This window comes from Bradyrhizobium guangzhouense, assembly GCF_004114955.1.
Classification (GTDB): Bacteria; Pseudomonadota; Alphaproteobacteria; order Rhizobiales; family Xanthobacteraceae; genus Bradyrhizobium; species Bradyrhizobium guangzhouense.
Map to the genome: position 1 here is coordinate 731,679 of NZ_CP030053.1, position 20,598 is coordinate 752,276.

At 62.9% G+C, this 20,598-nt stretch carries 18 protein-coding genes; 9 read left to right on the plus strand and 9 right to left on the minus strand.

Translation table 11 applies throughout. The features are described from left to right. Positions 1 to 31: 31 nt before the first annotated feature. The 8 genes from XH91_RS03540 to XH91_RS03575 form a co-directional block, all read right to left on the minus strand. On the minus strand, positions 32 to 2,200 hold the full coding sequence (locus XH91_RS03540; RefSeq protein WP_128949298.1) for a xanthine dehydrogenase family protein molybdopterin-binding subunit: 2,169 nt from the start codon (positions 2,198 to 2,200) through the stop codon (positions 32 to 34). Continuing rightward, entirely contained in the window at positions 2,197 to 3,186 is a 990-nt protein-coding gene (locus XH91_RS03545) for an FAD binding domain-containing protein (RefSeq protein WP_128949299.1), read from the minus strand. The genes XH91_RS03540 and XH91_RS03545 overlap by 4 nt, the downstream gene beginning before the upstream one ends. Then, complete coding sequence (locus tag XH91_RS03550) at positions 3,183 to 3,680, minus strand: (2Fe-2S)-binding protein (protein ID WP_128949300.1); 498 nt, start codon at positions 3,678 to 3,680, stop codon at positions 3,183 to 3,185. Before XH91_RS03550 ends, XH91_RS03545 begins: the two co-directional genes overlap by 4 nt. Before the next feature lie 121 nt (positions 3,681 to 3,801). Then, on the minus strand, positions 3,802 to 4,752 hold the full coding sequence (locus tag XH91_RS03555) for an ABC transporter ATP-binding protein (RefSeq protein WP_128949301.1): 951 nt from the start codon (positions 4,750 to 4,752) through the stop codon (positions 3,802 to 3,804). Beyond that, positions 4,749 to 5,723, minus strand: coding sequence for an ABC transporter ATP-binding protein (locus XH91_RS03560; protein WP_128949302.1), 975 nt, complete (start codon positions 5,721 to 5,723; stop codon positions 4,749 to 4,751). Before XH91_RS03560 ends, XH91_RS03555 begins: the two co-directional genes overlap by 4 nt. 3 nt (positions 5,724 to 5,726) lie before the next feature. Then, positions 5,727 to 6,587, minus strand: coding sequence for an ABC transporter permease (locus tag XH91_RS03565; protein WP_128949303.1), 861 nt, complete (start codon positions 6,585 to 6,587; stop codon positions 5,727 to 5,729). Beyond that, positions 6,584 to 7,528 (minus strand): ABC transporter permease, encoded by a 945-nt coding sequence (locus XH91_RS03570; RefSeq protein ID WP_128949304.1) that lies wholly within the window; start codon positions 7,526 to 7,528, stop codon positions 6,584 to 6,586. Before XH91_RS03570 ends, XH91_RS03565 begins: the two co-directional genes overlap by 4 nt. 73 nt (positions 7,529 to 7,601) lie before the next feature. Continuing rightward, the gene (locus XH91_RS03575) at positions 7,602 to 9,143 is read right to left on the minus strand and encodes an ABC transporter substrate-binding protein (RefSeq protein ID WP_164933885.1); all 1,542 of its coding nucleotides are present in this window, start codon (positions 9,141 to 9,143) and stop codon (positions 7,602 to 7,604) included. Between the two features lie 388 nt (positions 9,144 to 9,531). On the opposite strand from XH91_RS03575, the gene XH91_RS03580 reads away from it, so the two are divergent. Further along, complete coding sequence (locus tag XH91_RS03580; protein ID WP_245477273.1) at positions 9,532 to 10,338, plus strand: MurR/RpiR family transcriptional regulator; 807 nt, start codon at positions 9,532 to 9,534, stop codon at positions 10,336 to 10,338. A 171-nt stretch (positions 10,339 to 10,509) separates the two neighbouring features. Here XH91_RS03580 and XH91_RS03585 read toward each other — a convergent pair whose 3' ends face one another. Further along, positions 10,510 to 11,433: an SGNH/GDSL hydrolase family protein gene (locus tag XH91_RS03585; protein WP_164933884.1), complete on the minus strand. Its 924-nt coding sequence runs from the start codon at positions 11,431 to 11,433 to the stop codon at positions 10,510 to 10,512. Between the two features lie 332 nt (positions 11,434 to 11,765). On the opposite strand from XH91_RS03585, the gene XH91_RS03590 reads away from it, so the two are divergent. The 8 genes from XH91_RS03590 to XH91_RS03625 all read left to right on the plus strand — a co-directional run bounded on the left by XH91_RS03590 (position 11,766) and on the right by XH91_RS03625 (position 20,375). Beyond that, the gene (locus XH91_RS03590; protein ID WP_128949308.1) at positions 11,766 to 12,185 is read left to right on the plus strand and encodes an SxtJ family membrane protein; all 420 of its coding nucleotides are present in this window, start codon (positions 11,766 to 11,768) and stop codon (positions 12,183 to 12,185) included. A 9-nt stretch (positions 12,186 to 12,194) separates the two neighbouring features. Beyond that, complete coding sequence (locus XH91_RS38680; protein WP_164933883.1) at positions 12,195 to 12,344, plus strand: DUF5989 family protein; 150 nt, start codon at positions 12,195 to 12,197, stop codon at positions 12,342 to 12,344. Between the two features lie 9 nt (positions 12,345 to 12,353). Further along, positions 12,354 to 14,186, plus strand: coding sequence for a carbamoyltransferase family protein (locus XH91_RS03595; RefSeq protein ID WP_128949309.1), 1,833 nt, complete (start codon positions 12,354 to 12,356; stop codon positions 14,184 to 14,186). Next, the gene (locus tag XH91_RS03600) at positions 14,186 to 15,208 is read left to right on the plus strand and encodes an SGNH/GDSL hydrolase family protein (protein WP_128949310.1); all 1,023 of its coding nucleotides are present in this window, start codon (positions 14,186 to 14,188) and stop codon (positions 15,206 to 15,208) included. Before XH91_RS03595 ends, XH91_RS03600 begins: the two co-directional genes overlap by 1 nt. A 210-nt stretch (positions 15,209 to 15,418) precedes the next feature. Beyond that, positions 15,419 to 16,975 carry an amidase family protein gene (locus tag XH91_RS03610; RefSeq protein ID WP_128949311.1) on the plus strand — a complete coding sequence of 519 codons (1,557 nt, stop codon included), beginning with the start codon at positions 15,419 to 15,421 and terminating at the stop codon, positions 16,973 to 16,975. 235 nt (positions 16,976 to 17,210) lie between these two features. Then, complete coding sequence (locus XH91_RS03615) at positions 17,211 to 18,512, plus strand: O-acetylhomoserine aminocarboxypropyltransferase/cysteine synthase family protein (RefSeq protein ID WP_128949312.1); 1,302 nt, start codon at positions 17,211 to 17,213, stop codon at positions 18,510 to 18,512. Positions 18,513 to 18,524: 12 nt separating this feature from the next. Continuing rightward, the gene (metA, locus tag XH91_RS03620; RefSeq protein ID WP_128949313.1) at positions 18,525 to 19,526 is read left to right on the plus strand and encodes a homoserine O-succinyltransferase MetA; all 1,002 of its coding nucleotides are present in this window, start codon (positions 18,525 to 18,527) and stop codon (positions 19,524 to 19,526) included. Between the two features lie 105 nt (positions 19,527 to 19,631). Further along, positions 19,632 to 20,375 (plus strand): polysaccharide deacetylase family protein, encoded by a 744-nt coding sequence (locus XH91_RS03625; protein WP_164933882.1) that lies wholly within the window; start codon positions 19,632 to 19,634, stop codon positions 20,373 to 20,375. The last annotated feature ends 223 nt before the right edge of the window (positions 20,376 to 20,598 follow it).

Below are 20,598 nucleotides of genomic sequence, written 5' to 3' on the forward strand. Positions count from 1 at the left end.
TCGGTCCGGCTCGGCGATATGTTTTTGCCTGCTATGCCAGACAATCTTCAATCCGGATTGGCAGATTGCGAATGCGCTTGCCGATGGCATCATAGACAGCGTTGGCAATCGCCGCCTGGATCCCTGCCGTGCCCAGCATGCCGATGCCCTTCACGCCACCAGGAAGGTGCGGATCATCCTCCTCGATCATCGCGATGTCGAATTCGGGCATGTCGGCATGGACAGGGACGAGGTAGTCCGCAAAGGACTTGCCCAGGATGCAGCCCGTGGTCCGATCGGTGACCGTCTGCTCGTGCAGCGCCATGCCGATGCCGCCGATAAGTCCGCCGATATATTGGCTCCGGGCGAGCAACGGATTGACGATCCGCCCGGCGGCGAAGGCGGCGCATACGCGCCGCACTCGCACCTCTCCAAGGCCGGTGTCGACGCCCACTTCGACAAATATCGCGCCATATCCCATGCCGGTGGCCGCAAGGTTCTGGTGGTCGGTCGCGGGGCTTTCACCCTCCGCTTCGAGACCGTCCGGCGCCGCTCGTGCAAGCACGTCGACCAGCCTTTCGCCTGCGTTGCTTGAGCGACTGCCGATCATTTCGTCTCTGAATTCGAGATCGTCAGTCGGCTTGCCGCTGAGGGGCGAAGTCGCCTTCGCAACAGCGGCGCGCACCAATGCCGCGCGCAATTTCGATGTGGCCGCCTCGACCGCGGGGAATATGCTTGCCGTAACCTGCGAGCCGCCCGAAAAAGGACCATCGGGCAACGAGGTGTCGCCGAGCTCGACGGTCACTTTTTCCATGGAAATACCGAGCGCATCGGCCGCAATCTGGGCGAGCGCTGTGTAGGTGCCAGACCCCATGTCCTGAGTGCCGCACTGGACCAGAAGCGACCCGTCACGGCTCAGAGACACACGGGCACGGCACGCCTGGCGGATCGCCGGATAGAGCGTCGTTGCCATGCCCAAGCCGATCTTCCAGCGATCGAGCTGAGTTGCCGATTGACGGTGACGATGTGCCCAGCCAAACCGCTCCGCACCGACGCGATAGCATTCGAGAAGGCTGTTACTGCTCCAGGGCCGACCGGACTCCTGATCGTGATCGGCAAAATTGCGTACACGCAGTTCCAGTGGATCGATGCCGGTTAGCTCCGCCGCCTCGTCCATCGCCGATTCCAGCGCAAACGTCCCCGGCGCCGTCCCGGGAGCGCGCATCGGGACCGGCTGGGGTTCGTTGGTGCGGACAAGCCGGTGATGCGTGCTCACATTGGGGCAGGCGTACAGGAATCGGGTGTAGACTGCGGTCGAGTCCGAAAACTCCGCATGGCTGGAGGTTTGGGCGACAACATCATGCTCGATCGCCGTCAGACGGCCATCGACGAAACCGAGGGCGAGATCCTGTGCTGTCTCTTGCCGCCGCCCAACAAGGGTGAACATCTGGGCGCGGGAGAGTTCGAGACGCACCGGACGGCCCGCTTTTCGCGATGCCAGCATGGCCCAGAGCATCCACGGCCACCAGAGTTGCCCTTTGCACCCGAACCCGCCTCCCAGAAAACGCGCCAGCACGCGAATGTCGGCGGCTTGCATGTCAAACGCCTGGGCAATAACCGCCCGTGTGCCGAAGACAGCTTGGGTCGACGTATGAACGACGGCTTTGCCATTCTCCCACCAGCACACCACGGCGTGCGGTTCCAGCGGATGATGGTTGTTGACGGCCGTGACGTAGTGGTTCCGGACGACATGCTCGGCATCGTCCAGCGCTTTGGAGGAATCGCCGCGCCGGCTCGCGGCCGGGAAACGCCCGACGGTCGCAGGCGAATAGGCCGAGCTCAAGGCCTGATCCATCTGCGTCAACGCGGGCTTCGCCGTGATCGAGACCTGAACTGCGCGCGCCGCTTCACGGGCTTGCGCCAATGTGTCGGCCGCGACCAGCGCTACGGGCTGCCCGTGAAAATGGACGGCTGTCTCCCGGATCAAGGCGTTTGCCGCCGACGGCTTGAGGGACGCAGCATCCGTGTGCGTGACGATTGCTGCAAATCCCGGAAGCGCTGCAGCCCGCGACGCGTCGAGGCCCTGCAATTCCCCGCTGGCGACTGACGATTCGATCAGCGCCGCATGCAGCATGCCTTCGGGGATGATCTCGCCTTCATAACGGGCTTGGCCAGTGACTTTGAGCATGCCTTCGTAGCGCTCGAACGATGCAGCATTCACGATTGGCCTCCAACCGTTTGCAGGGTGCGAATGACGGCGTTGCGCAACAAGGGGATTTTGAACGCGTTGTTTTCCAAGGGGCTGGCGCCTTCAATCGCCAGTTCGGCGGCAGCGACGAATGCCTGCTGCGTCGGCACACGACCGACCAGCGCCGCTTCACTCGGGCGCAGTCGCCAGGGCAAGGGCGCAACCCCGCCCGCCGCAAGCCTTACCTCGGCGATGACGCCATCCTCGATCCGCAGAGCGGCGGCGACGGAGACGACCGCGAATTCGAACGAGGCACGATCGCGTATCTTCAGATAGGTTGATCGGGTCGCGAACCGTGACGCGTCACGGACATGTATGGCGGTGATCATATCGCCGGCGGCGAGCGACGAATCGGGCGCGGTGGTCGCGCCCGGAAGCGGATAGAGATCCTCTAGCGCAAGGCGCCGTTCCCCTGTGGCACTCGCGACCACGATTTCCGCATCGAGCGCTGCGAGCGCCACGGCGAGATCGGAGGCATGCGTCGCGACGCATCCTGCACTGCCGCCGAACAGCGCCGCTTGACGGTTCTCGCCGTGCCGGGCGCCACACCCGGAGCCGGGATCGTGCTTGTTGCAGGCCAATCCGCGGTCGCGAAAATAGGGACAGCGTGTCCGCTGCAGCAGGTTGCCGCCGATCGTCGCCTGATTCCTGATCTGTCCGCTCGCGCTGGCAAGGATGGCCGCGCAAATCAGCGGGTGGCGAGCAGTCACGTCCGGATGAGCCGCAACCTCGCTCAGTCGCGCGAGTGCACCCAGAACCAGGGTGCTGTCGTCGACGAAGATATCGGCGAGGGGCAGGCGGGAGATGTCGATCACATCCCGCGGCGCCGCCAGCCCCGCTTTCCAGAGCTGCAGCAGGTCAGTGCCGCCAGCCAGATAGGTTGCGCCGGGCCTCACGCACGCCGCAACGGCATCGCCGATTTCGGTGGCGCGGATGTAATGGAAGGAGGGGCCGCTCATAGTCCTGCGACCTCGGCAATGGCTGCGACGATGTTGGGATACGCTCCGCAGCGGCACAGATTGCCGCTCATTCCCTCACGGATGTCATCAATCGACTGCGGGCTTTCCGACAGCAAGGCAATGCCGGACAGAATTTGACCCGGCGTGCAATAGCCGCACTGAAGTGCATCGTGGCGAATGAAGGCGGCTTGCAGCGGATGCAGGCGATCGGCGGTTCCGACGCCTTCGATCGTCGTCACGACTGCGCCGCCGAAGGACGCGGCGAGCGCGAGGCACGATGCGATGTGGCGACCGGCAACGAGAACCGTGCAGGCGCCGCAGCCGCCCATATCGCATCCCTTCTTGGTGCCGGTCAGTCCCAGCTCATCCCGGATCACATCAAGAAGGCTCGCCGTTGGAGCGATCTCGAGGTCATGACGCATACCGTTGATAGTGATTGAAAGCGCGATGCGCTGTTGGGGGATCGGATCGTTCGCCTGTATTGGGCTGCTCATGAATGGCCCTCTCTGGGATGTCTGCCGGGACTATGGCACACTCACGGAGGCCTGGAAGGCATGGTATTATCCTGGGATTGGGCGATCCCAGCCGCGCTCACGCGACGGATCTACTCGCCGCCTATACGTTGTGGCAGGCGAGTGCTCGATCGTCCACCGACCGAAGTTCGGGAACGTCGACCTGGCAGCGATGGCTGGCCAGCGGGCAACGCGGCGCGTAGGCGCAGCCGCTCGGCCGCTTGAAGAGGCTTGGCGGTTCACCGGTTTCGATCGCGCCGAGAATTCGCTTGGACGGGTCCGGCTTCGGAATGGCCGCCACCAGCGATCGCGTATAGGGGTGGCGCGGATCATCGAGAACTGTCCGCGTTGCGGCCTGCTCCACGATCCGGCCCATATACATCACCGCAACACGATTGCTGATTTGTCCGATGACGCCGAGGTCGTGGGAGATGAACAGCATCGACAGTCCCAGCTGCTCCCGCAGGTCCATCATCAGGTTGAGTACCTGGGCCTGCACGGACACATCGAGGGCCGAGACCGGCTCGTCGGCAATCACGATGGATGGTGAGGGAAGAATTGTTCGTGCGATGCCGGCCCGTTGCCTCTGCCCGCCGCTCAGTTCGTACGGATAGCGGGTGGCAAAAGACGGATCCAAGCCGACAGCCGTCAGCGCGTTGGCGATCGCGGCGCTGCGCTCGGCACGACTGGTGAAGAAACCGTTGATATCGCCAGCCTCCGCGACGGAGTCTCCGATCGCGCGCCGCGGGTTGAGCGATGCATAGGGATCCTGGAAAACCATCCGGATGTTCAGGCGCGTGTCGCGAAGGCCGGCGCCGGTCACGTCCCGTCCCTTGAAGCTGATGCTGCCGCCGTCGGGCCGGACCAGCCCCACGATGGACCGGCCCACCGTGGTCTTGCCACAGCCTGACTCGCCGACGATTCCGAGCACCTCACTCTCCGCCAGCGACAGCGACACGCCATCCACCGCCCGCACCTGATATTTTCGGCCGGCCCGCCTGACCTTGAAGGAGACCTTCAGGTCCTTGATGTCGAGGACAGCGTTTCCGTTCATCGCGGTGCCCCATCGTTCAAGGGGAAAGCGCAGAGCACCTCATGTCCTCGAGAAATCTCCGCGCGCGGTGGGGCCGCCGTGCGGCACGGTTCGCGTACCGCCGCGCATCGCGAGGCAAAGACGCAACCAGCACGGACCGTGCCGGGCGCCGGCGGCTGGCCCGCTATGGTTGGCAGGCGACGCGCGCCGGAATTCCGCGACGGCATGCAGTCCATCAATCCGCGCGTGTAATGGTGACGCGGCCTGCCGAACAACGCCTCGACGCCCGCAGTCTCCACGATCCGGCCCGCATACATGACCGAAACGCGATCTGCGAGCTGCGCGATCACCCCCATGTCGTGGGTGATGAACAACATCGCCATGTCCAAGCGGTTGCACAGCTCGCGCAGCAGACCGAGAACCTGGACCTGGATGGTGACATCCAGTGCCGTGGTCGGCTCATCGGCAATCAGGACCTGAGGCCTGCAGGCCAGCGCGATCGCGATCATGATCCGCTGGCGCTGGCCGCCGGACAGTTGATGCGGGTACGCGGCCAGCTGCATTGCGGGATCCGGCATGCGCACCAGCTCGAGCAGCTCGCGGGCCCGGGCCATCGCCGGCGGGCCGGAAACGCGGTCATGAACCCGCACGGCTTCGGCGATCTGGTCGCCGATCCGACGAACCGGGTTCAGCGAGGTCATCGGCTCCTGAAAGATCATGGCCATACGGCCATGGCCCGCTTCGACGCGCTGCCAGGGCTGCAGCTGCGTCACGTCGCTGCCCTCCAGCAGGACCCGGCCGGCCCGGATCTGCGGGCCGGGCTGCGGCAGCAATCCCATCACCGCAAGCGAGGTCATGCTCTTGCCGCAGCCGGATTCACCGACGAGGCCGAGGATTTCGCCCTTGCCGAGTTCGAAGGACACCCCGGCGACGATGTCGACCGGTGCAGTCGCCGGCCCCAATGACACGGTAAGGTCTCGAACGGACAGCACGATCTAGCCCTTCTCGCCAAGGAGCTGACGGAACCGGGGATCGAGACGATCGCGCAGTGCATCGCCGACCAGGTTGAGCGAAAATGCAGTCGCCACGATCATCATGCCCGGAAAAAACAGCAGCCACGGCGCGCGGGTGATGAAGGTGCGCGATTCCGCCAGCATGTTGCCCCAGCTGGGAATCTCCGGCGGAGCGCCCAGGCCGAGGAAATCGAGCGATGCCGCGCCAAGCTGCGCGAACGCGAAGACGAAGCTGGCCTGCACAAGAAGCGGTGAGACCAGGTTCGGCAAGATATGCTTGCCGATGAGCCAGGCCGTTCCGGCGCCCATGCTGCGGGACGCCTCGACATAGGTCTCCGTGCGCAGGCGCAGCGTCAGACCGTAAACGATCCGCGTCGTCGTTGTCATGTAGCCGAGCCCGATCGCCAGAATGGCATTCACGACGCTCGGACCGAGGACCACGATCAGCCCAAGTGCGAGCAGCAGGCTCGGGAACGCCATGAGCACATCGACCATGCGCATCAGCACGTGACCGAGCCGAGGGAACAGGGCGGACAGCACGCCGATCGGAACGCCTGTCGCGAGCGCGAACATGACCACGCCCGAGCCGATCAGCAGCGCCATGCGCGCCGACTGGATGGCGCGCGACAAGGTGTCCCGGCCAAATTGGTCGGTCCCGAACCAATGAAGCGCGTTTGGAGGTGTCAGACGGATCGACGGATCGATAGCGGAGGGATCGTAAGGTGCGAGCCAGGGCGCGAAAATCGCGGCGAGCAAGGTCCCCAGGAGGATGGCGAGCCCCATCAGTGCGATCGGGCGCGCGATGAACGGCTTCAGCCAAAAGATCGCGCCGGCACGGCTCATTGGAGTTCGACCCTGGGGTCGAGCAGGCGATAACTCAGATCGACGATCAGGTTGATCAGGAGATACACGACGACGATGACCAGAATGACGCCCTGGATCACCGGATAGTCCCGGCGGAGGATCGACTGAACGACGAGTCGTCCGATACCCGGCAGGGCGAACACGGTTTCGGTCACCACGGCTTCGGACAGCAGCGCCGCGAACGTGAAGCCGAATGCCGAGACCACCGTGAGGAGCGCGTTGCGCAGAATGTGCCGGCTCACGACCTGCCAGGGCCGAATGCCCTTGGCGCGTGCCGTGCGCACGTAGTCCTCGCGGGAGACGTCAAGCATGCTGGCACGCGTCAGCCGCAGGATCAACGCCGCATTCGGCGCAGCCAGCGCGAGGCTCGGGAGGACGAGATAGCGGAGATTGACGATGCCGCCTTCGAAGATCGATGGATAGCCGGAACTCGGAAACCAGCCGAGCCAGGCGGCAAAGATCAGGATCAAATAGAGCCCGACCCAGAATGTGGGAATCGAGGCCATCAGCATCGCCGCGCCTGATAGTCCCTGGTCGAGCCAGGTGCCATGCCGGACCGCCGCGATCATGCCGATCGGCACGCCGATGAGCGTAACCCAGACCATCGTCATGGTGGCGAGCAAGACGCTGGTCTCGGCACCATCGGCAATGACCGACAGCACCGGCGCCTGGAAGAAGATCGACCGTCCGAGGTTGCCCTCGGTCACGTGGCCGATCCAGGTCAGATATTGTAGGATGATCGGTTGATCCAGACCGAGCTGGTGCCGCAGAGCGTCAATCTGATCGGGGGTCGCGGTGTCACCGAGCAGAACATAGATGGGATCGCCAGGAATGACGTGGATGAAGGCAAAGATAATGACGGACGCCGCCAGAAGCGTCACCGCCGTCGTTGCCGCCCGCTTGAGTGAGTAAGACCACATGCGATTGCGCGGCCGATCAGCGGCGGTGACGCGCGCCGGCGCTGGACGTTCGTGCTAGTCTCATTGCCCGTCCTTACTTCGTCGACACATTCCAGAACGCGGGACCATTCGGGTTCAGTCCCTTCAGCTTCGGGGAAGCGATGTCATAGGTGTAGGCATCCCCCACCTTCATGACCGGAACCTGGTCGTAGATCAGCGCTTGGATCTTGTCCCATGTCGACTTGCGTGCGGCCGGATCGGTCGACTTGATCAATTCGGCCCGAAGCGAGCTGATCTCGGGGCTGTCCCACCATCCGGGATAGCTCGCATTCAGGAACGTCAGGAGCAGCGGATCGGGCGAGAACGAATGGTGGGTGACAAAGATGTCCCACTGTTCCGGCTGACCCCGCATCTTCAGAAGCGTCGCCCAATCGACGACCATCATCTGAACATTGATCCCGGCGTCGGCCAGTTGGCGTGTGAAGACAGCGGCTTCATCATAGTGCGCCTGATAATTTGTCGAGACCAGGAGGCGGATCGGAGTCCCCGTGTAGTCAGCCTCCTTGGCGAGCTCCTTGGCCTTCTTTGGATCGTGGGGGCTGTAGCTGGACACACCTTCTGCCGAGTACCAGGGCGTGCCCTTGGGAAAGATCGATCCCTCGGCATTCCACAGCTCCTTGGAGCCGAAGGCGACGCGCAGGGCCTGCGGCTTGTCCAACGCGGTCTGGATGGCACGGCGGAGCTTGTAATTGTCCTTCAGGATCCCCTGCTTCGAATTCATGAAGAAGAGGCCGAAGATCGGCGCGTTCGTACGCTGCACCTGGACCGATGGATCCTTGCTCAGGGATTCGTAGAGATCACCGGAGATCATTTCCGCATAGTCGTAGTCTCCGGCCTGCACGCCGCTCACGCGGGTGCCGACATCAGGCACCGGAATGAACCGGATCTTGTCGAAGATGGCGACGCGGGCGCCGGCGAAGCCGTCGCCCTTTTCCTTCACCGGCTTGTAGCCATCGAATTTCTCCACCTCGACATAGCGGTTCGGCCGCCACTCGACGAATTTGTAGGGACCGGTGCCGATATAGTCCTTCTGCTCGATCGGCTTGTTGCCTGCGTTGGCGGCGATCTCTTCCGGATAGATGGCAAGGCCACCGTTGACGTCCGCAATGAGAGTTTTCCAGGCGCCGTTGGGCGCCGATAGTTTCAGCGTGACCTCGTACTTTCCAGTTGCCTCGACCGAATTGGCTGCGGCCATCAGGAGCTTGCCGCGCGCGCCGACATTGCCCCATCGCGTCATCGAAGCGACCACATCCTTGGCGGTCATCTCCTTGCCGTTGTGGAAGAGCACACCCTCGCGGAGCTTGATGACGACGGTCTTGCCGCCGTCTTCCTCGCGATCGCTCTCGGCCAGCAGTGGGCGTGGCGTATAGGTCGAGTCCAGCGCATACAGTGTTTCGAAGATGTGGCGGCCGATGACCGATGCGACGTCGGCTGTCGTCAGCATGACGTCGAGTGGCGGCGGTTCGCCGATGGTGGCTTCGCGAAGCAGGGTGGCCGCACTGGCCTGCGCGTTCAGAAACAAAGCGGTGGCGATCCCAACGGCACCACGCATCAAGACACTGAGGTCGCATCTCATGATCGCCCCTCCCACCGTGTTTCCGCCGCCTGCCTTGACATGCAGGGATACTCTTCCGGTGTTGACCCGGCGGCGCGTTATCGTTGTTTGAAAGTTACATACAGATTATGCTAAGTTTCAAGCAGAAAATTGCCATGGATTGCTCACCTGCCGGGATACGATCCGGTCGAAGCTGAAGGTTTCTTACGAAGATCCCTCGGCCGGGACGCAGGTGGATTTGACCTGAGGAAGGGCGCGCATGCCGCGTGCGAAGCGAATTCAAACGGCAAAAGCCGCCGGGACAGCGGTCTCGACGCCATTGCGGCGCGACGCTTTCGTGGCCGGCGACATCGTCTCAGTCATCAGACAAAGTGCTCCTGGTCTCAGTCCCTCGGAGCAGCGTGTGGCCATGGCGCTGCTGGCCGATGTCGAGTTTGCCATTCACGCGAGCAATGCGGAGCTGGCGCGCAGGGCGCGCGTCAGTGAACCGACGGTGACCAGGTTTAGTCGCTCCGTCGGCTGTCGCGGCGTCCGCGACCTCAAGGTGAGGCTGGCTCAAGCCATGGCGGTTGGGCGGATCTACCTTGAACTGCCCCCGCATGTCGGCACGGATCTGGCGCGCCCGGCGCTCTGGCGGTCGGTGTTCCAGGAAATTCGTCGCGCAATCGCTGCCGCCGAGGAGGGACTCCGGAGGGAGGATATCGAGCGGGCTGCTGAAGCCATCTCACGCTGTTCGAAACTTGCCGCGTTCGGCGTGGGCGGCGGCTCGACCCTTGCGGCGATGGAGGTGCAAAATCGCTTCTTTCGTCTCGGGATCGCCGTCTCGCACACCTCCGACCCGATCTTGATGCGCATGATTGCCGCGACCTTCGGCCGGGGCGATGTCGTGGTCGCCATCTCGACCACCGGTATGGCGAACGAGGTGATCGAGGCCGCCGGTATCGCCAAGCAATATGGCGCCCTGGTTGTTGCGATTACCAGGCCGCAAAGCAGGCTGGCATCGCTCGCCGATATTGCGCTCGGCGTGCACGTGCCCGAAGCGCCCGATGCGCTCAAGCCGACCGCATCGCGCTATGCCCTTCTTGCGGCCATCGATCTGCTCGCCGCGTCGACGGCCTATTGCAAGCCGCTCGAAGCCCAGACACGGATGCGTCGGATCAAATACGAGTTGCTGAAGGGGACCGAGGGGAACTCAAATGGACCGCTCGGCGACTGAACCGTCGGGCATGCGGCATGAGATATGGCAAGCATGTTCCCGCGGCCGGTGAAATTCGCTACTGGCGGCCGTTAAGCGTCGGCAACGGCATCGCGGTGAGCTCTGGTCGAAGCCGTTCCATCGATCACCGGAGGGCTTACGCGCTCCGCCACGCTTCCATGAAGTCCAGCGTCAGTTTCGCTCCCCTGCCGTCCGACCTGATTGAGGGGCCTGTTCGTTCAGAAATGTCTCCAGGATGCGGCTGACGAACTGATTGCCTTCAGGGGTAAAATGCGCGCCGTATTCCGCGCCGTAGGCAGCTGCTCCGTCCAGGGGCACGAATGGAATGCGTCGCTGCTGCAAATAGGCTTCGAGCTGATCGTCCTTGTGCTGCAGGGCGACGAGCAGCCTGCCGCCGTTGCTAGTGACGAAATCGTTGATCGCGCCCATCAGTCTGTCGGTGGGATCGGGGACGAAGAGCTGAGGCGCATGGAGTTCGACATAGGCAAACGAGGCGAGGCGGGCCAGCCACACATGGCGCGGCAGCCATTCATCGCGGATCATCAGTTTTAGCGATTTCGGGACCGGCTGCCCCCTGGCAATCAGCGACCCATCGGTCGCTATCTCGAAATAGGGCTTGCGATAGCCGCCGTATCGGACATTGGTTCCATTATCCAAGCGGTCGTTGTCGGTGCAGAACAGCAGCACGACAATGGCGGGCTTGATTGTCGGCCAGAGCCGCTTCAGCCAGAGCAGCTCTTGATCCGTCCCGTATCCGGAGACGCCTGCGTTGACGATCGAAAAGCGCGGGAGCCGTTCCCTCAGCAGATCCGTGAAGCGTTCATTGGCCTCGGCATCGACACCCCACACGAACGAGTCGCCGAGAAACAGGATGGCGGGCCTGCCGTCGGGGCGGTATTCGATGTCGCGCAGTCCGAGGCTGTTGTGGCTGGCGTGGATCGTTCGTGCGGTCGTGACGACGGCTTCTGAATTGGGGACCGGAATCCAGCCGAGTTCGGCATCGTAGTCGTAGGACAGCGAGCGCTCGCTCGCGTCCTGGCGCAGCACACGAAAGTCGGCAAGCCGTAGCGCGGCTTCCACGGCGAGCAGCGACAAGAGGATGGTGAAGAGCGTCGACCCAAGAGATTTGAGATTCAAGGCGGCTCCGTCGCGTGAAATAAACTCCGAGAATATTGATCACATTGGCGACGATTTGCACCCGTCATGAATTGGCGCTTTGCGCTCGCCGTGCCGCGCCTCCTTTAAACGATGCTCGTCGCCGGAGGTCAAAGCCTGGCGGCTTTCGCATTATTGTGCTGCAACAAAAAGCGAGCCGCAGCTTAAATCCGCTACTCCATTGCCTTGAGTTCTAATGCCTTGAACGGATAAGCTGGCGGCGCCTAATGTCAGGCGAAGGGCTTTGGCCAGACGGTGCGCGGAGGGGGCCGATGCAGTTTCTGGAACCATCCGGCGACGAAATCGTCGTCGGACCGAGCGATCGCAATTTCGGCTTCACGATGGCGTCAGTGTTTGCGCTGATTGGTCTCGTCGGTCTCTACAAGCATTCGTCTCACGCGCCGCTCTGGCTTTGTGCCGCGCTCGCTTTCGCCGGCCTGACGTTCTGGCGGCCGCAAGCATTGGGACCTGCCAACAGGGCCTGGCTGAAGCTCGGTCTCTTGATGTATCGCGTCGTCAACCCGGTCATCATGGCGATCCTGTTCTTCGCCGTCATCCTGCCGATCGGATGGATCATGCGATTGTCCGGCAAGGATTTTCTTCGGCTCGCGCGCGATCGCGCATTGCCGACCTATTGGCTTGCCCGTTCCGACCCAAGAGACATTTCCGAATCGATGCGCCAGCAATTTTAGGCACAGCACATGTCATTCCTGCGGGAGTTGTTCGCGTTCATTCGAGCCCGCCGCAAATTCTGGCTCATTCCGATTTTGGCGGTGATGCTGGTTCTGGGCGGGCTGTTGATCGTCACCAAGGGATCGGCGCTGGCGCCGTTCATCTATACGCTTTTCTGAGTGGCCGAGATGCGCATCCTGGGGATCTCGGCTTTCTACCATGACAGTGCGGCGGCACTTGTGGTCGACGGCAAGATCGTGGCGGCGGCGCAGGAAGAGCGCTTCACGCGCAGGAAGCACGATCCCGGCTTTCCCGCGTCCGCAATCCGTTACTGCCTTGCGGAAGCCGGTATTGGCGCAAGCGCGCTCGATCATGTCGTGTTCTACGAAAAGCCATTTCTCAAATTCGAGCGCCTGCTCGAGACTTATCTCGCCTTTGCGCCGCGTGGCTTTCGGTCGTTCCGGACGGCCATTCCGATCTGGCTCAAGGAAAAGCTTTTCCAGAAGAGCGTGCTCCGCAATCATCTGCGTGCGATCGATGACGCAGTCGATTGGGAGGCAAGGCTTCTGTTCGCCGATCATCATCAAAGCCACGCCGCCTCGGCGTTCTTCGCCTCTCCATTCACGGAATCCGCGATCCTCACGCTCGATGGCGTCGGCGAGTGGACGACGACGTCGGCCGGCTTTGGCCGCGACAACGCGCTCGATTTGCGGCGCGAGATCAACTTCCCGCATTCGATCGGGCTGCTTTATTCCGCTTTCACCTACTACACCGGCTTCAAGGTCAATTCCGGCGAGTACAAGGTGATGGGGCTCGCCCCCTATGGCGAGCCGAAATATGCGAAGCTGATCCTCGAGCATCTCGTCGATCTCAAGGATGACGGCAGCTTCCGGCTCGATCTCGGCTATTTCGACTATTGCACCGGTCTCACCATGACCAATAGCCGTTTCGACGACCTGTTCGGCGGCAAGCCGCGCGATCCATCGGAGCTGCTGGAGCAGCGTCACATGGATCTGGCGGCGTCGGTCCAGCACGTGACCGAGGAGATCGTGCTGCGTCTCACGCGCAGCCTGGCGCGCGAGGGCCTGTCGAAAAACCTTTGTCTTGCCGGTGGCGTCGCGCTGAACTGCGTGGCGAACGGCAAGATCCTGCGTGATGGACAATTCGAGAAGATCTGGGTCCAGCCGGCCGCAGGCGATGCCGGAGGCGCGGTCGGGGCCGCGCTGGCGGCGTACCATCAATTTGCAGGAAAACCCCGGACTCCTACCGCGGGCGACGCCATGGCGGGGAGCTATCTCGGGCCGGCCTTCGCGCCATCGGAGATCGAAAGTCGGCTGCGGGCGGCCGGTGCCGTGTTCACGGCGCTCGATGATGACGCCATCATCAGCCACACCGTCGAGGCCCTGATCGCGGAGAAGGCGGTCGGATGGTTCCAGGGGCGAATGGAGTTCGGTCCACGCGCGTTGGGGGGGCGCTCGATTCTCGGTGACCCCCGGTCCCCCACCATGCAGAGCTCGCTCAATCTGCGCGTCAAGTTTCGCGAAAGCTTCCGCCCGTTCGCGCCGGCGGTGCTCCGAGAGGATGTCGCCGACTGGTTCGCGCTCGATGAGGACAGCCCTTATATGCTGCTTGTCGCGGACGTTTTGGGGAAGCGGCGGTTGCCGGCCGATCCGCGCAAAGAGATGTTGTTCGGCATCGAGCGCCTCAATATCGCGCGATCGGAAATCCCGGCCGTGACCCACGTCGACTATTCGGCGCGCGTCCAGACCGTTCATGCCGACACCAACAAGCGGTTTCATGACCTGCTCACGGCCTTCAAGGCCGCGACGGGGTGTCCGGTGCTGGTCAACACCAGCTTCAACGTGCGCGGCGAGCCGATCGTGTGCACGCCGGAAGACGCCTTCCGCTGCTTCATGGGCAGCGACATCGAGGTCTTGGTGATCGGCAACTGCTTTCTGAGGAAGGAAGACCAGTCGCCCGCGCTGAAGCTCGACTACAAGAACCGCTTCGAGCTCGACTGATGGACAGGGACGACGAAGCCGTTCGTGGGGGCCCAAAGCTTCGCCGCGCGCTCCATTCGCTCGTCGTATTTTTGATCGTGACGGCCGCAACGCTGGCGGTCTTGGAGACCGTGCTCCGGATCGCCGATTTTCGCGAGCTGCGGGACGGCGTCAGCGAGCGTTCGCTGAGTTACGCTTATGATGCCGAGCTCGGATGGGCCCCCGTTCCCGGATCGACCTCCGTCGTGACCAACGCACGCACGATCCACGCCAGCCACAACAGCCTTGGATTGCGCGATGAAGAGTTCATACCAGATGCACGTCCTACCATCATGTTCCTCGGTGATTCCTTCGTCTGGGGTCTCGATGTCGAGGCAGGCGAGCGCTTCAGTGAGCTGTTGAAGCCGCGCATGACGGACTACAAAATACTGGCAGCGGGTGTGTCGGGTTACGGCACCGACCAGGAATTTCTGCTGCTGCAGCGATTGTGGCCGAAGGTGAAGCCGGCGATCGTCGTCCTGATCTTCTGCACCAACAACGATCGCGAGGATAACAGCACCAACATCCGGTACGAGGGCTATCACAAGCCGTACTTCACGACAGCGGCAGACGGAGTGCTGGTGTTGCAGGGACAGCCCGTTCCCACCTCGCGCCTGCAGACCATCAGGGAAAATTGGTGGGTCAATCATGTCTGGCTGCTGCGGCTTGCGAACGCCGTCTACCTGAAGCTCATGTATCCGAAGGTGCAGGTGCCGGACCCGACTGAGCGCTTGATCGACAAGATCAAGGAGTTCGTCGAGACCAACGGCGCCCGGTTCCTGGTTGGCTTGCAAGCCACGGACGAGAGCCTCGTTCGCCATCTGCAGGCCACGCATGTTCCATTCGTGACATTCGACGGTGCCGATGCCTATCCCGGCGCAGCAAGTGGTGCTCACTGGACGCCGGAGGGGCACAAGTTCGTCGCGGAGAAGCTTTACGGCCTGTTGTCGGCGAACGGTGTGGTCGGGTCCGCCTCGCCGACACCGGACGCGCAGCGCAAGTGAGTCCCGGGCCTAGCCGCGTCCAGTCACGCGCCATCTCCCGTCTCCCGCGCGCTTCAGCACGGGATCGCTTACCTGGATCTGCTCCGCCAGGAATTCGATGAAAGCGCCTACGCGCGCGGCTGCCGCCGCCAATGCGCCATGCAGAAACGTCGCTGTACAGGTTCGGCTGCCGTCCGTAACCTCCGCGCCGCACATTTGGGGAGATGCGACGTGGCGAAGAAGACGGTTACCAAGAAGAAAAGTGTTTCGAAGAAGGGTGCGAAGACCGCGAGCAAGAAGGCCACCACCCGCAAGGAGGCTGCCGCAAAGCCGGCAAAGAAGGTGGCCAAGAAGGCTGCGTCCCGTCGCCCCAAGGGGCCGGCTTGGCAATGGTCCGCGGTCGAGACCGCCGCCGCGATCCGCACCGGCGCGATCTCCGCGGTGGAAGCCGTCGAGGCGCATCTGCAGCGGATGCACACGGTCAATCCCAGGCTGAATGCGGTCGTCGTCGATCTTGGAGAGGAGGCGCTGAAGGCGGCGCATGCGGCGGACAAACAGCGCGCCAAAGGTGGCGAGCTCGGTCTTCTGCACGGCGTGCCCGTGACCATCAAGGAGAACGTCGACTACGAGGGCCGGCCCAATTTCAATGGCGTCCCCGCCAACAGGAATCTCGTTGCGCCATCGGATTCGCCTGTTGTCCGCAACTTGAAAAAGGCTGGCGCGATCGTCATCGGGCTCACCAACACGCCGGAATTCTCCTTCCGCGGCTTTACCGATAATCCGTTGCACGGATTGACGCTCAATCCGTGGAATCCCGATATTACCTGCGGTGGCTCCTCGGGCGGCGCGGGATCGGCTGTCGCGGCCGGCATCGGCACCATCGCACATGGCAATGATATCGGCGGCTCACTGCGCTGGCCGGCGCATTGCAATGGCGTCGCCACCATCAAGCCGACGCAGGGGCGCATCCCCGCCTTCAACGCGAGTGCCACCGCAGAGCGGCCGATGCTGGCGCATCTGATGTCGGCGCAGGGGCCGCTCGCACGCCATGTCGCCGACGTCCGTCTTGCACTGGAAGCGATGAGCCAGCGCGATCCGCGCGACCCCTGGTGGGTGCCAGCGCCGCTGGCCGGACCGAAGCCGAAGGGACCGATCAAGGTCGCGTTGGCGAAAATTCCTGACGACATGAAGGTTGATCCGTCGGTCAGCGCGGCGCTGCGGCAGGCTGCCGATCATCTGGAGCGTTCCGGCTACCGCGTCAGCGAGGTCGAGGTGCCCGACATCAACGGCGTCTGGCAGACCTGGTGCGACATCATCACCAACGAGACGGTGGTGATGCAAGAGGCCGGCATGCTGAAAGTCACCTCAGAGGATTTCCACAAGGCCTGGAACGGCATGAAGACGAAGGCCAAAGCGCTCGATCTCCCCGCCTGGATGCGCGCCACCGCCGCGCGCAGCGGCCATATCCGCGCGTGGCAGCTGTTCTTCGAGGAATATCCCGTGGTGCTGGCGCCGACCACGGTGCAGCCGACGCCGGGCCCGCGCGACGACACTATCAGCGCCGAGCGCGTGCAGGAGATCTTCTGGGGCGAGATTCGCTTCATCTCCGCCATCAATGTGCTGGGCCTGCCCGGCGCCGTGGTTCCAGTGACCGTGCATGACGGCAAGCCGATCGGCGTGCAGCTCATCGCCGGCCGCTACCGCGAGGATCTCGCGCTCGACGCCGCCGCCGCGATCGAGAAGCGCGCGGGCGTGCTGACCCACCGGCTCTGGGAAATGATGGCGTAGGGCGATACGACTGGTTCTCCCTCTGCTTGTGCGAGGGAGAACCACAAGTAAGACCGGGTTAATCCAAATTGACTCAAATTTTAGCCAATTCACCAACAACCATTAGGGTTACTTCCTCGATCTCTAAGCGAATTATTGTCCGCTTTACCACCCGCCTCTAACAGAGGGACGGCGGACAACGCACATGCCTCCGACAGGCCAATAAGTGCGGCCCGCGCCACGCGGAGGTGGTACGATGCGCAACGAGACGATCGCTATTCACGCCGGCTATGAGCCCGAAGCCACCACGCACGCGGTCGCCGTGCCGATCTACCAGACCGCGGCTTACGCCTTTGACAGCGCCGATCATGGCGCCGCGCTCTTCAATCTCGAGGCCGAAGGTTTCCGCTACAGCCGCATCGCCAATCCGACCAGCGCCGTGCTGGAGAAGCGCATCGCCCAGCTCGAAGGCGGGGTTGGCGCGCTCGCGGTTGCGACCGGCCAGGCGGCGCTGCATTTCGCTTTCGTCAACGTCGCCGACCACGGCGGCAACATCGTTTCGGTGCCGCAGCTCTACGGCACCACCCACACGCTGCTTTCGCACATCCTGCCGCGGCAGGGCATCACCGGCCGTTTCGCCGAGAGCGACGAGCCCGAGGCGATCGCAAGGCTGATCGACGAGAACACCCGCGCCGTGTTCGCCGAGACCATCGGCAATCCTGCCGGCAATGTCTGCGACATCGAGGCCCTCGCAAAAATCGCGCATGCCCATGGTGTGCCGCTGATCGTCGACAACACCGTCGCAACGCCGATCCTGCTCAAGCCGTTCGACTACGGCGCCGACATCGCCGTGCATTCGCTGACCAAGTTTCTGGGTGGCCACGGCACCACGCTTGGCGGTGCCATTGTCGATTCCGGAAATTTCCCCTGGGCCGAGCATGCCGACCGCTTCCCGGCCTACAACAAGCCGGACGCTTCCTATCACGGCCTCGTCTATGCGGAGCGTTTCGGCAGGACCGCCTATATCGAGCGTGCGCGCAGCGTCTATCAGCGCACCATGGGTTCGGTGCTGTCGCCGTTCAACGCCTTCCTCCTGCTCCAGGGCATCGAGACCGTGGCGCTGCGTATGGAGCGCCATTGCGAGAACGCCCGCAAGGTTGCCGAATTCCTGCGCAACGACCCGCGTGTCGCCTGGGTCAATTACACCGGCTTCCCGGACAGCCCGTATTATCCGCTGGTCCAGAAATATCTCGACGGCAACGCCTCGTCCCTGTTCACCTTCGGCATCAAGGGCGGCATGGAAGCCGGCAAGGCCTTCTATGACGCGCTGAAGCTGATCACGCGTCTCGTCAACATCGGTGATGCCAAGTCGCTGGCCTGCCATCCGGCCTCGACCACGCACCGGCAGATGTCGCCGGAGCAGCAGCGTACAGCCGGCGTCCTGCCGGAAACGATCCGCCTCTCGATCGGCATCGAGCACGCCTCGGACATCATCGATGATATCGATCAGGCGCTGGAAAAGGCCTGTCCGGCCGCGCGTCTTCAGGCCGCGGAGTAGGCAGTCGGACCGATGAGCGTCTTGATCGCCAGGGATCAAGGTATCGCAAGCCCCGCGCTGGTTCCGGCCGAGGGCGACCTCGCACGCGATCATACAGGCCCCGAGCTCACCATCGGGTTGATCAACAACATGCCGGATACGGCGCTGAAGGCGACCGAGCGGCAGTTCATGAACTTGCTCCAGGCCGCCGCTGGACCGCGCCGCATCCGCTTCCATTGCTTCTCATTGCCTTCGGTGAATCGTTCCCCGGAGGCAAAGTGGCATGTCGAGAGCGAATATTCCGACCTGGCGGATCTCAAGCACCAGAAATTCGATGGCCTGATCGTGACAGGCGCCGAGCCGGTCGCGCCCGAGCTCGACCAGGAACCGTACTGGCGTGATCTCACCGAACTGATCGACTGGGCCAAGGTCAATACGCGCTCGACGATCTGGTCGTGCCTGGCTGCGCATGCGGCGGTACTGCATCTTGATCATATCGAACGGCAGCGCCTGTCGGCCAAATGTCATGGCATCTTCGACTGTGAGGCCGTGACCGACGATCCGCTGACGCGCGATGCGCCGGCACCGCTGAAGATCTCGCATTCGCGCCTGAATGAAGTGACCGAGCGGGATCTCGCCCACGCCGGCTATCAGGTGCTGACCCGGTCGGCTCAGGCTGGCGTCGACGTCTTCATCAGGCAGTATGCCAGCCGCTTCGTGTTCTTCCAGGGCCACCCCGAATATGACGCGCTGTCGCTCCAGCGCGAATATCTGCGTGATATCGGTCGTTATCTCGCACGTGAGCGAGAGGCCTATCCCGCGCTCCCGGTGAGCTATTTTGACGCGGCGACCGAAGAGAAACTCGCTCGCTTCGAAAAGCGCGTGAAGCACCAGCGCCATCCCGCGCTGACCAACGAGCTGCCAGCGCTGACCTTGCGCGCCGATATCGCGGCCGGGAGCGCCGCGGCGGCGCTATTTCGCAATTGGCTGCAATATCTCGGTGCGGAGGCGGATGCTCCGCTGTCCGCGCGTTAACCCCTGGGCTTTGGTTCCGCATTAGGATTACCCAAGCGTTAAGCTTGCCTGATACCACGCGCAAATGTTTCAGTACGGAAACACAAACTCACAGGGAATGCTGTCGTGCTGTCGGTCCTCAACGGACGCTTGAGCAATCGGCTGGCCCGGCATTTTCGCGCCGCGCCGCACCGTTTGCCGGCGCATGCGCCGATGGTGAGCTTCACCTTCGATGACGCGCCCGATAGCGCCGCTGGCGAGGGCGCTGCGCTGCTGGAATCGCATGATGGGCGCGGCACGTTCTATATTGCCGGCAGCCTGATCAATCAGCCCGACGATCATTGGCATGGCCTGTCGAACGATGCGATCGTGCGGCTGCACCAGGCTGGTCACGAGATCGGCTGTCATACCTTCTCGCATCTGCGCGCAGTGGATCTTGATGAGAGCGCGATGGCGCGAGAGATCGAGCGGAACCGCAATCATTTTCGCGACATCGATAGCTCGATCCGGCTCGAGAATTTTGCCTATCCGTACGGCCTCGCCTCGGTCTGGCGCAAGCCGCAGCTTGCCAGGGTCTTCCGCTCTGCGCGCGGCATCCTTCCCGGCGTCAACAGCGACGTGATCGATCTGCAGTTCCTGCGCGCTTCTCCGCTGGTCAATTGCGAGATCGATACGAATGGTGTCGATCGCTATTTCGACGAGGCGGTCGCAAGCGGCGGCTGGCTGATTTTCTACAGCCATGACGTTGTCGATGCGCCGAGCCCTTACGGCTGCACACCGGCCCTGCTGCGCCACGCGCTGGAGGCGGCGGAAAGGCGCGGCATGCCGATCGTGACGGTTGCCGAGGCCTTGCGCAGGATCGGGGCGTAAGTGTTCTCTTCCTTCTCCCCTTGTGGGAGAAGGTGGCGCGAAGCGCTGGATGAGGGGTATGTCTCCGCAAGACAATCCCTCATCGATTTCCGCGGACAGAAACCCCTCACCCGTCTCGCCGCTGCGCGGCGATCCACCCTCTTCTCCCACAAGGGGAGAGGGGAAGACAGTGCCTCCGCGCCGCAAACAGTCTTGCCATGCCCACGTGGTCATGCGACTGGCG

Coding starts and splice junctions, on each gene's coding strand:
- XH91_RS03545 (WP_128949299.1), bottom strand. CDS start 3,186: ATGAGCGGCCCCTCCTTCCATTACATCCGCGCCACCGAAATCGGCGAT.
- XH91_RS03550 (WP_128949300.1), bottom strand. CDS start 3,680: ATGAGCAGCCCAATACAGGCGAACGATCCGATCCCCCAACAGCGCATC.
- XH91_RS03555 (WP_128949301.1), bottom strand. CDS start 4,752: ATGAACGGAAACGCTGTCCTCGACATCAAGGACCTGAAGGTCTCCTTC.
- XH91_RS03565 (WP_128949303.1), bottom strand. CDS start 6,587: ATGAGCCGTGCCGGCGCGATCTTTTGGCTGAAGCCGTTCATCGCGCGC.
- XH91_RS03570 (WP_128949304.1), bottom strand. CDS start 7,528: ATGTGGTCTTACTCACTCAAGCGGGCGGCAACGACGGCGGTGACGCTT.
- XH91_RS03575 (WP_164933885.1), bottom strand. CDS start 9,143: ATGAGATGCGACCTCAGTGTCTTGATGCGTGGTGCCGTTGGGATCGCC.
- XH91_RS03580 (WP_245477273.1), top strand. CDS start 9,532: ATGGCGCTGCTGGCCGATGTCGAGTTTGCCATTCACGCGAGCAATGCG.
- XH91_RS03590 (WP_128949308.1), top strand. CDS start 11,766: ATGCAGTTTCTGGAACCATCCGGCGACGAAATCGTCGTCGGACCGAGC.
- XH91_RS38680 (WP_164933883.1), top strand. CDS start 12,195: ATGTCATTCCTGCGGGAGTTGTTCGCGTTCATTCGAGCCCGCCGCAAA.
- XH91_RS03595 (WP_128949309.1), top strand. CDS start 12,354: ATGCGCATCCTGGGGATCTCGGCTTTCTACCATGACAGTGCGGCGGCA.
- XH91_RS03600 (WP_128949310.1), top strand. CDS start 14,186: ATGGACAGGGACGACGAAGCCGTTCGTGGGGGCCCAAAGCTTCGCCGC.
- XH91_RS03615 (WP_128949312.1), top strand. CDS start 17,211: ATGCGCAACGAGACGATCGCTATTCACGCCGGCTATGAGCCCGAAGCC.
- metA (WP_128949313.1), top strand. CDS start 18,525: ATGAGCGTCTTGATCGCCAGGGATCAAGGTATCGCAAGCCCCGCGCTG.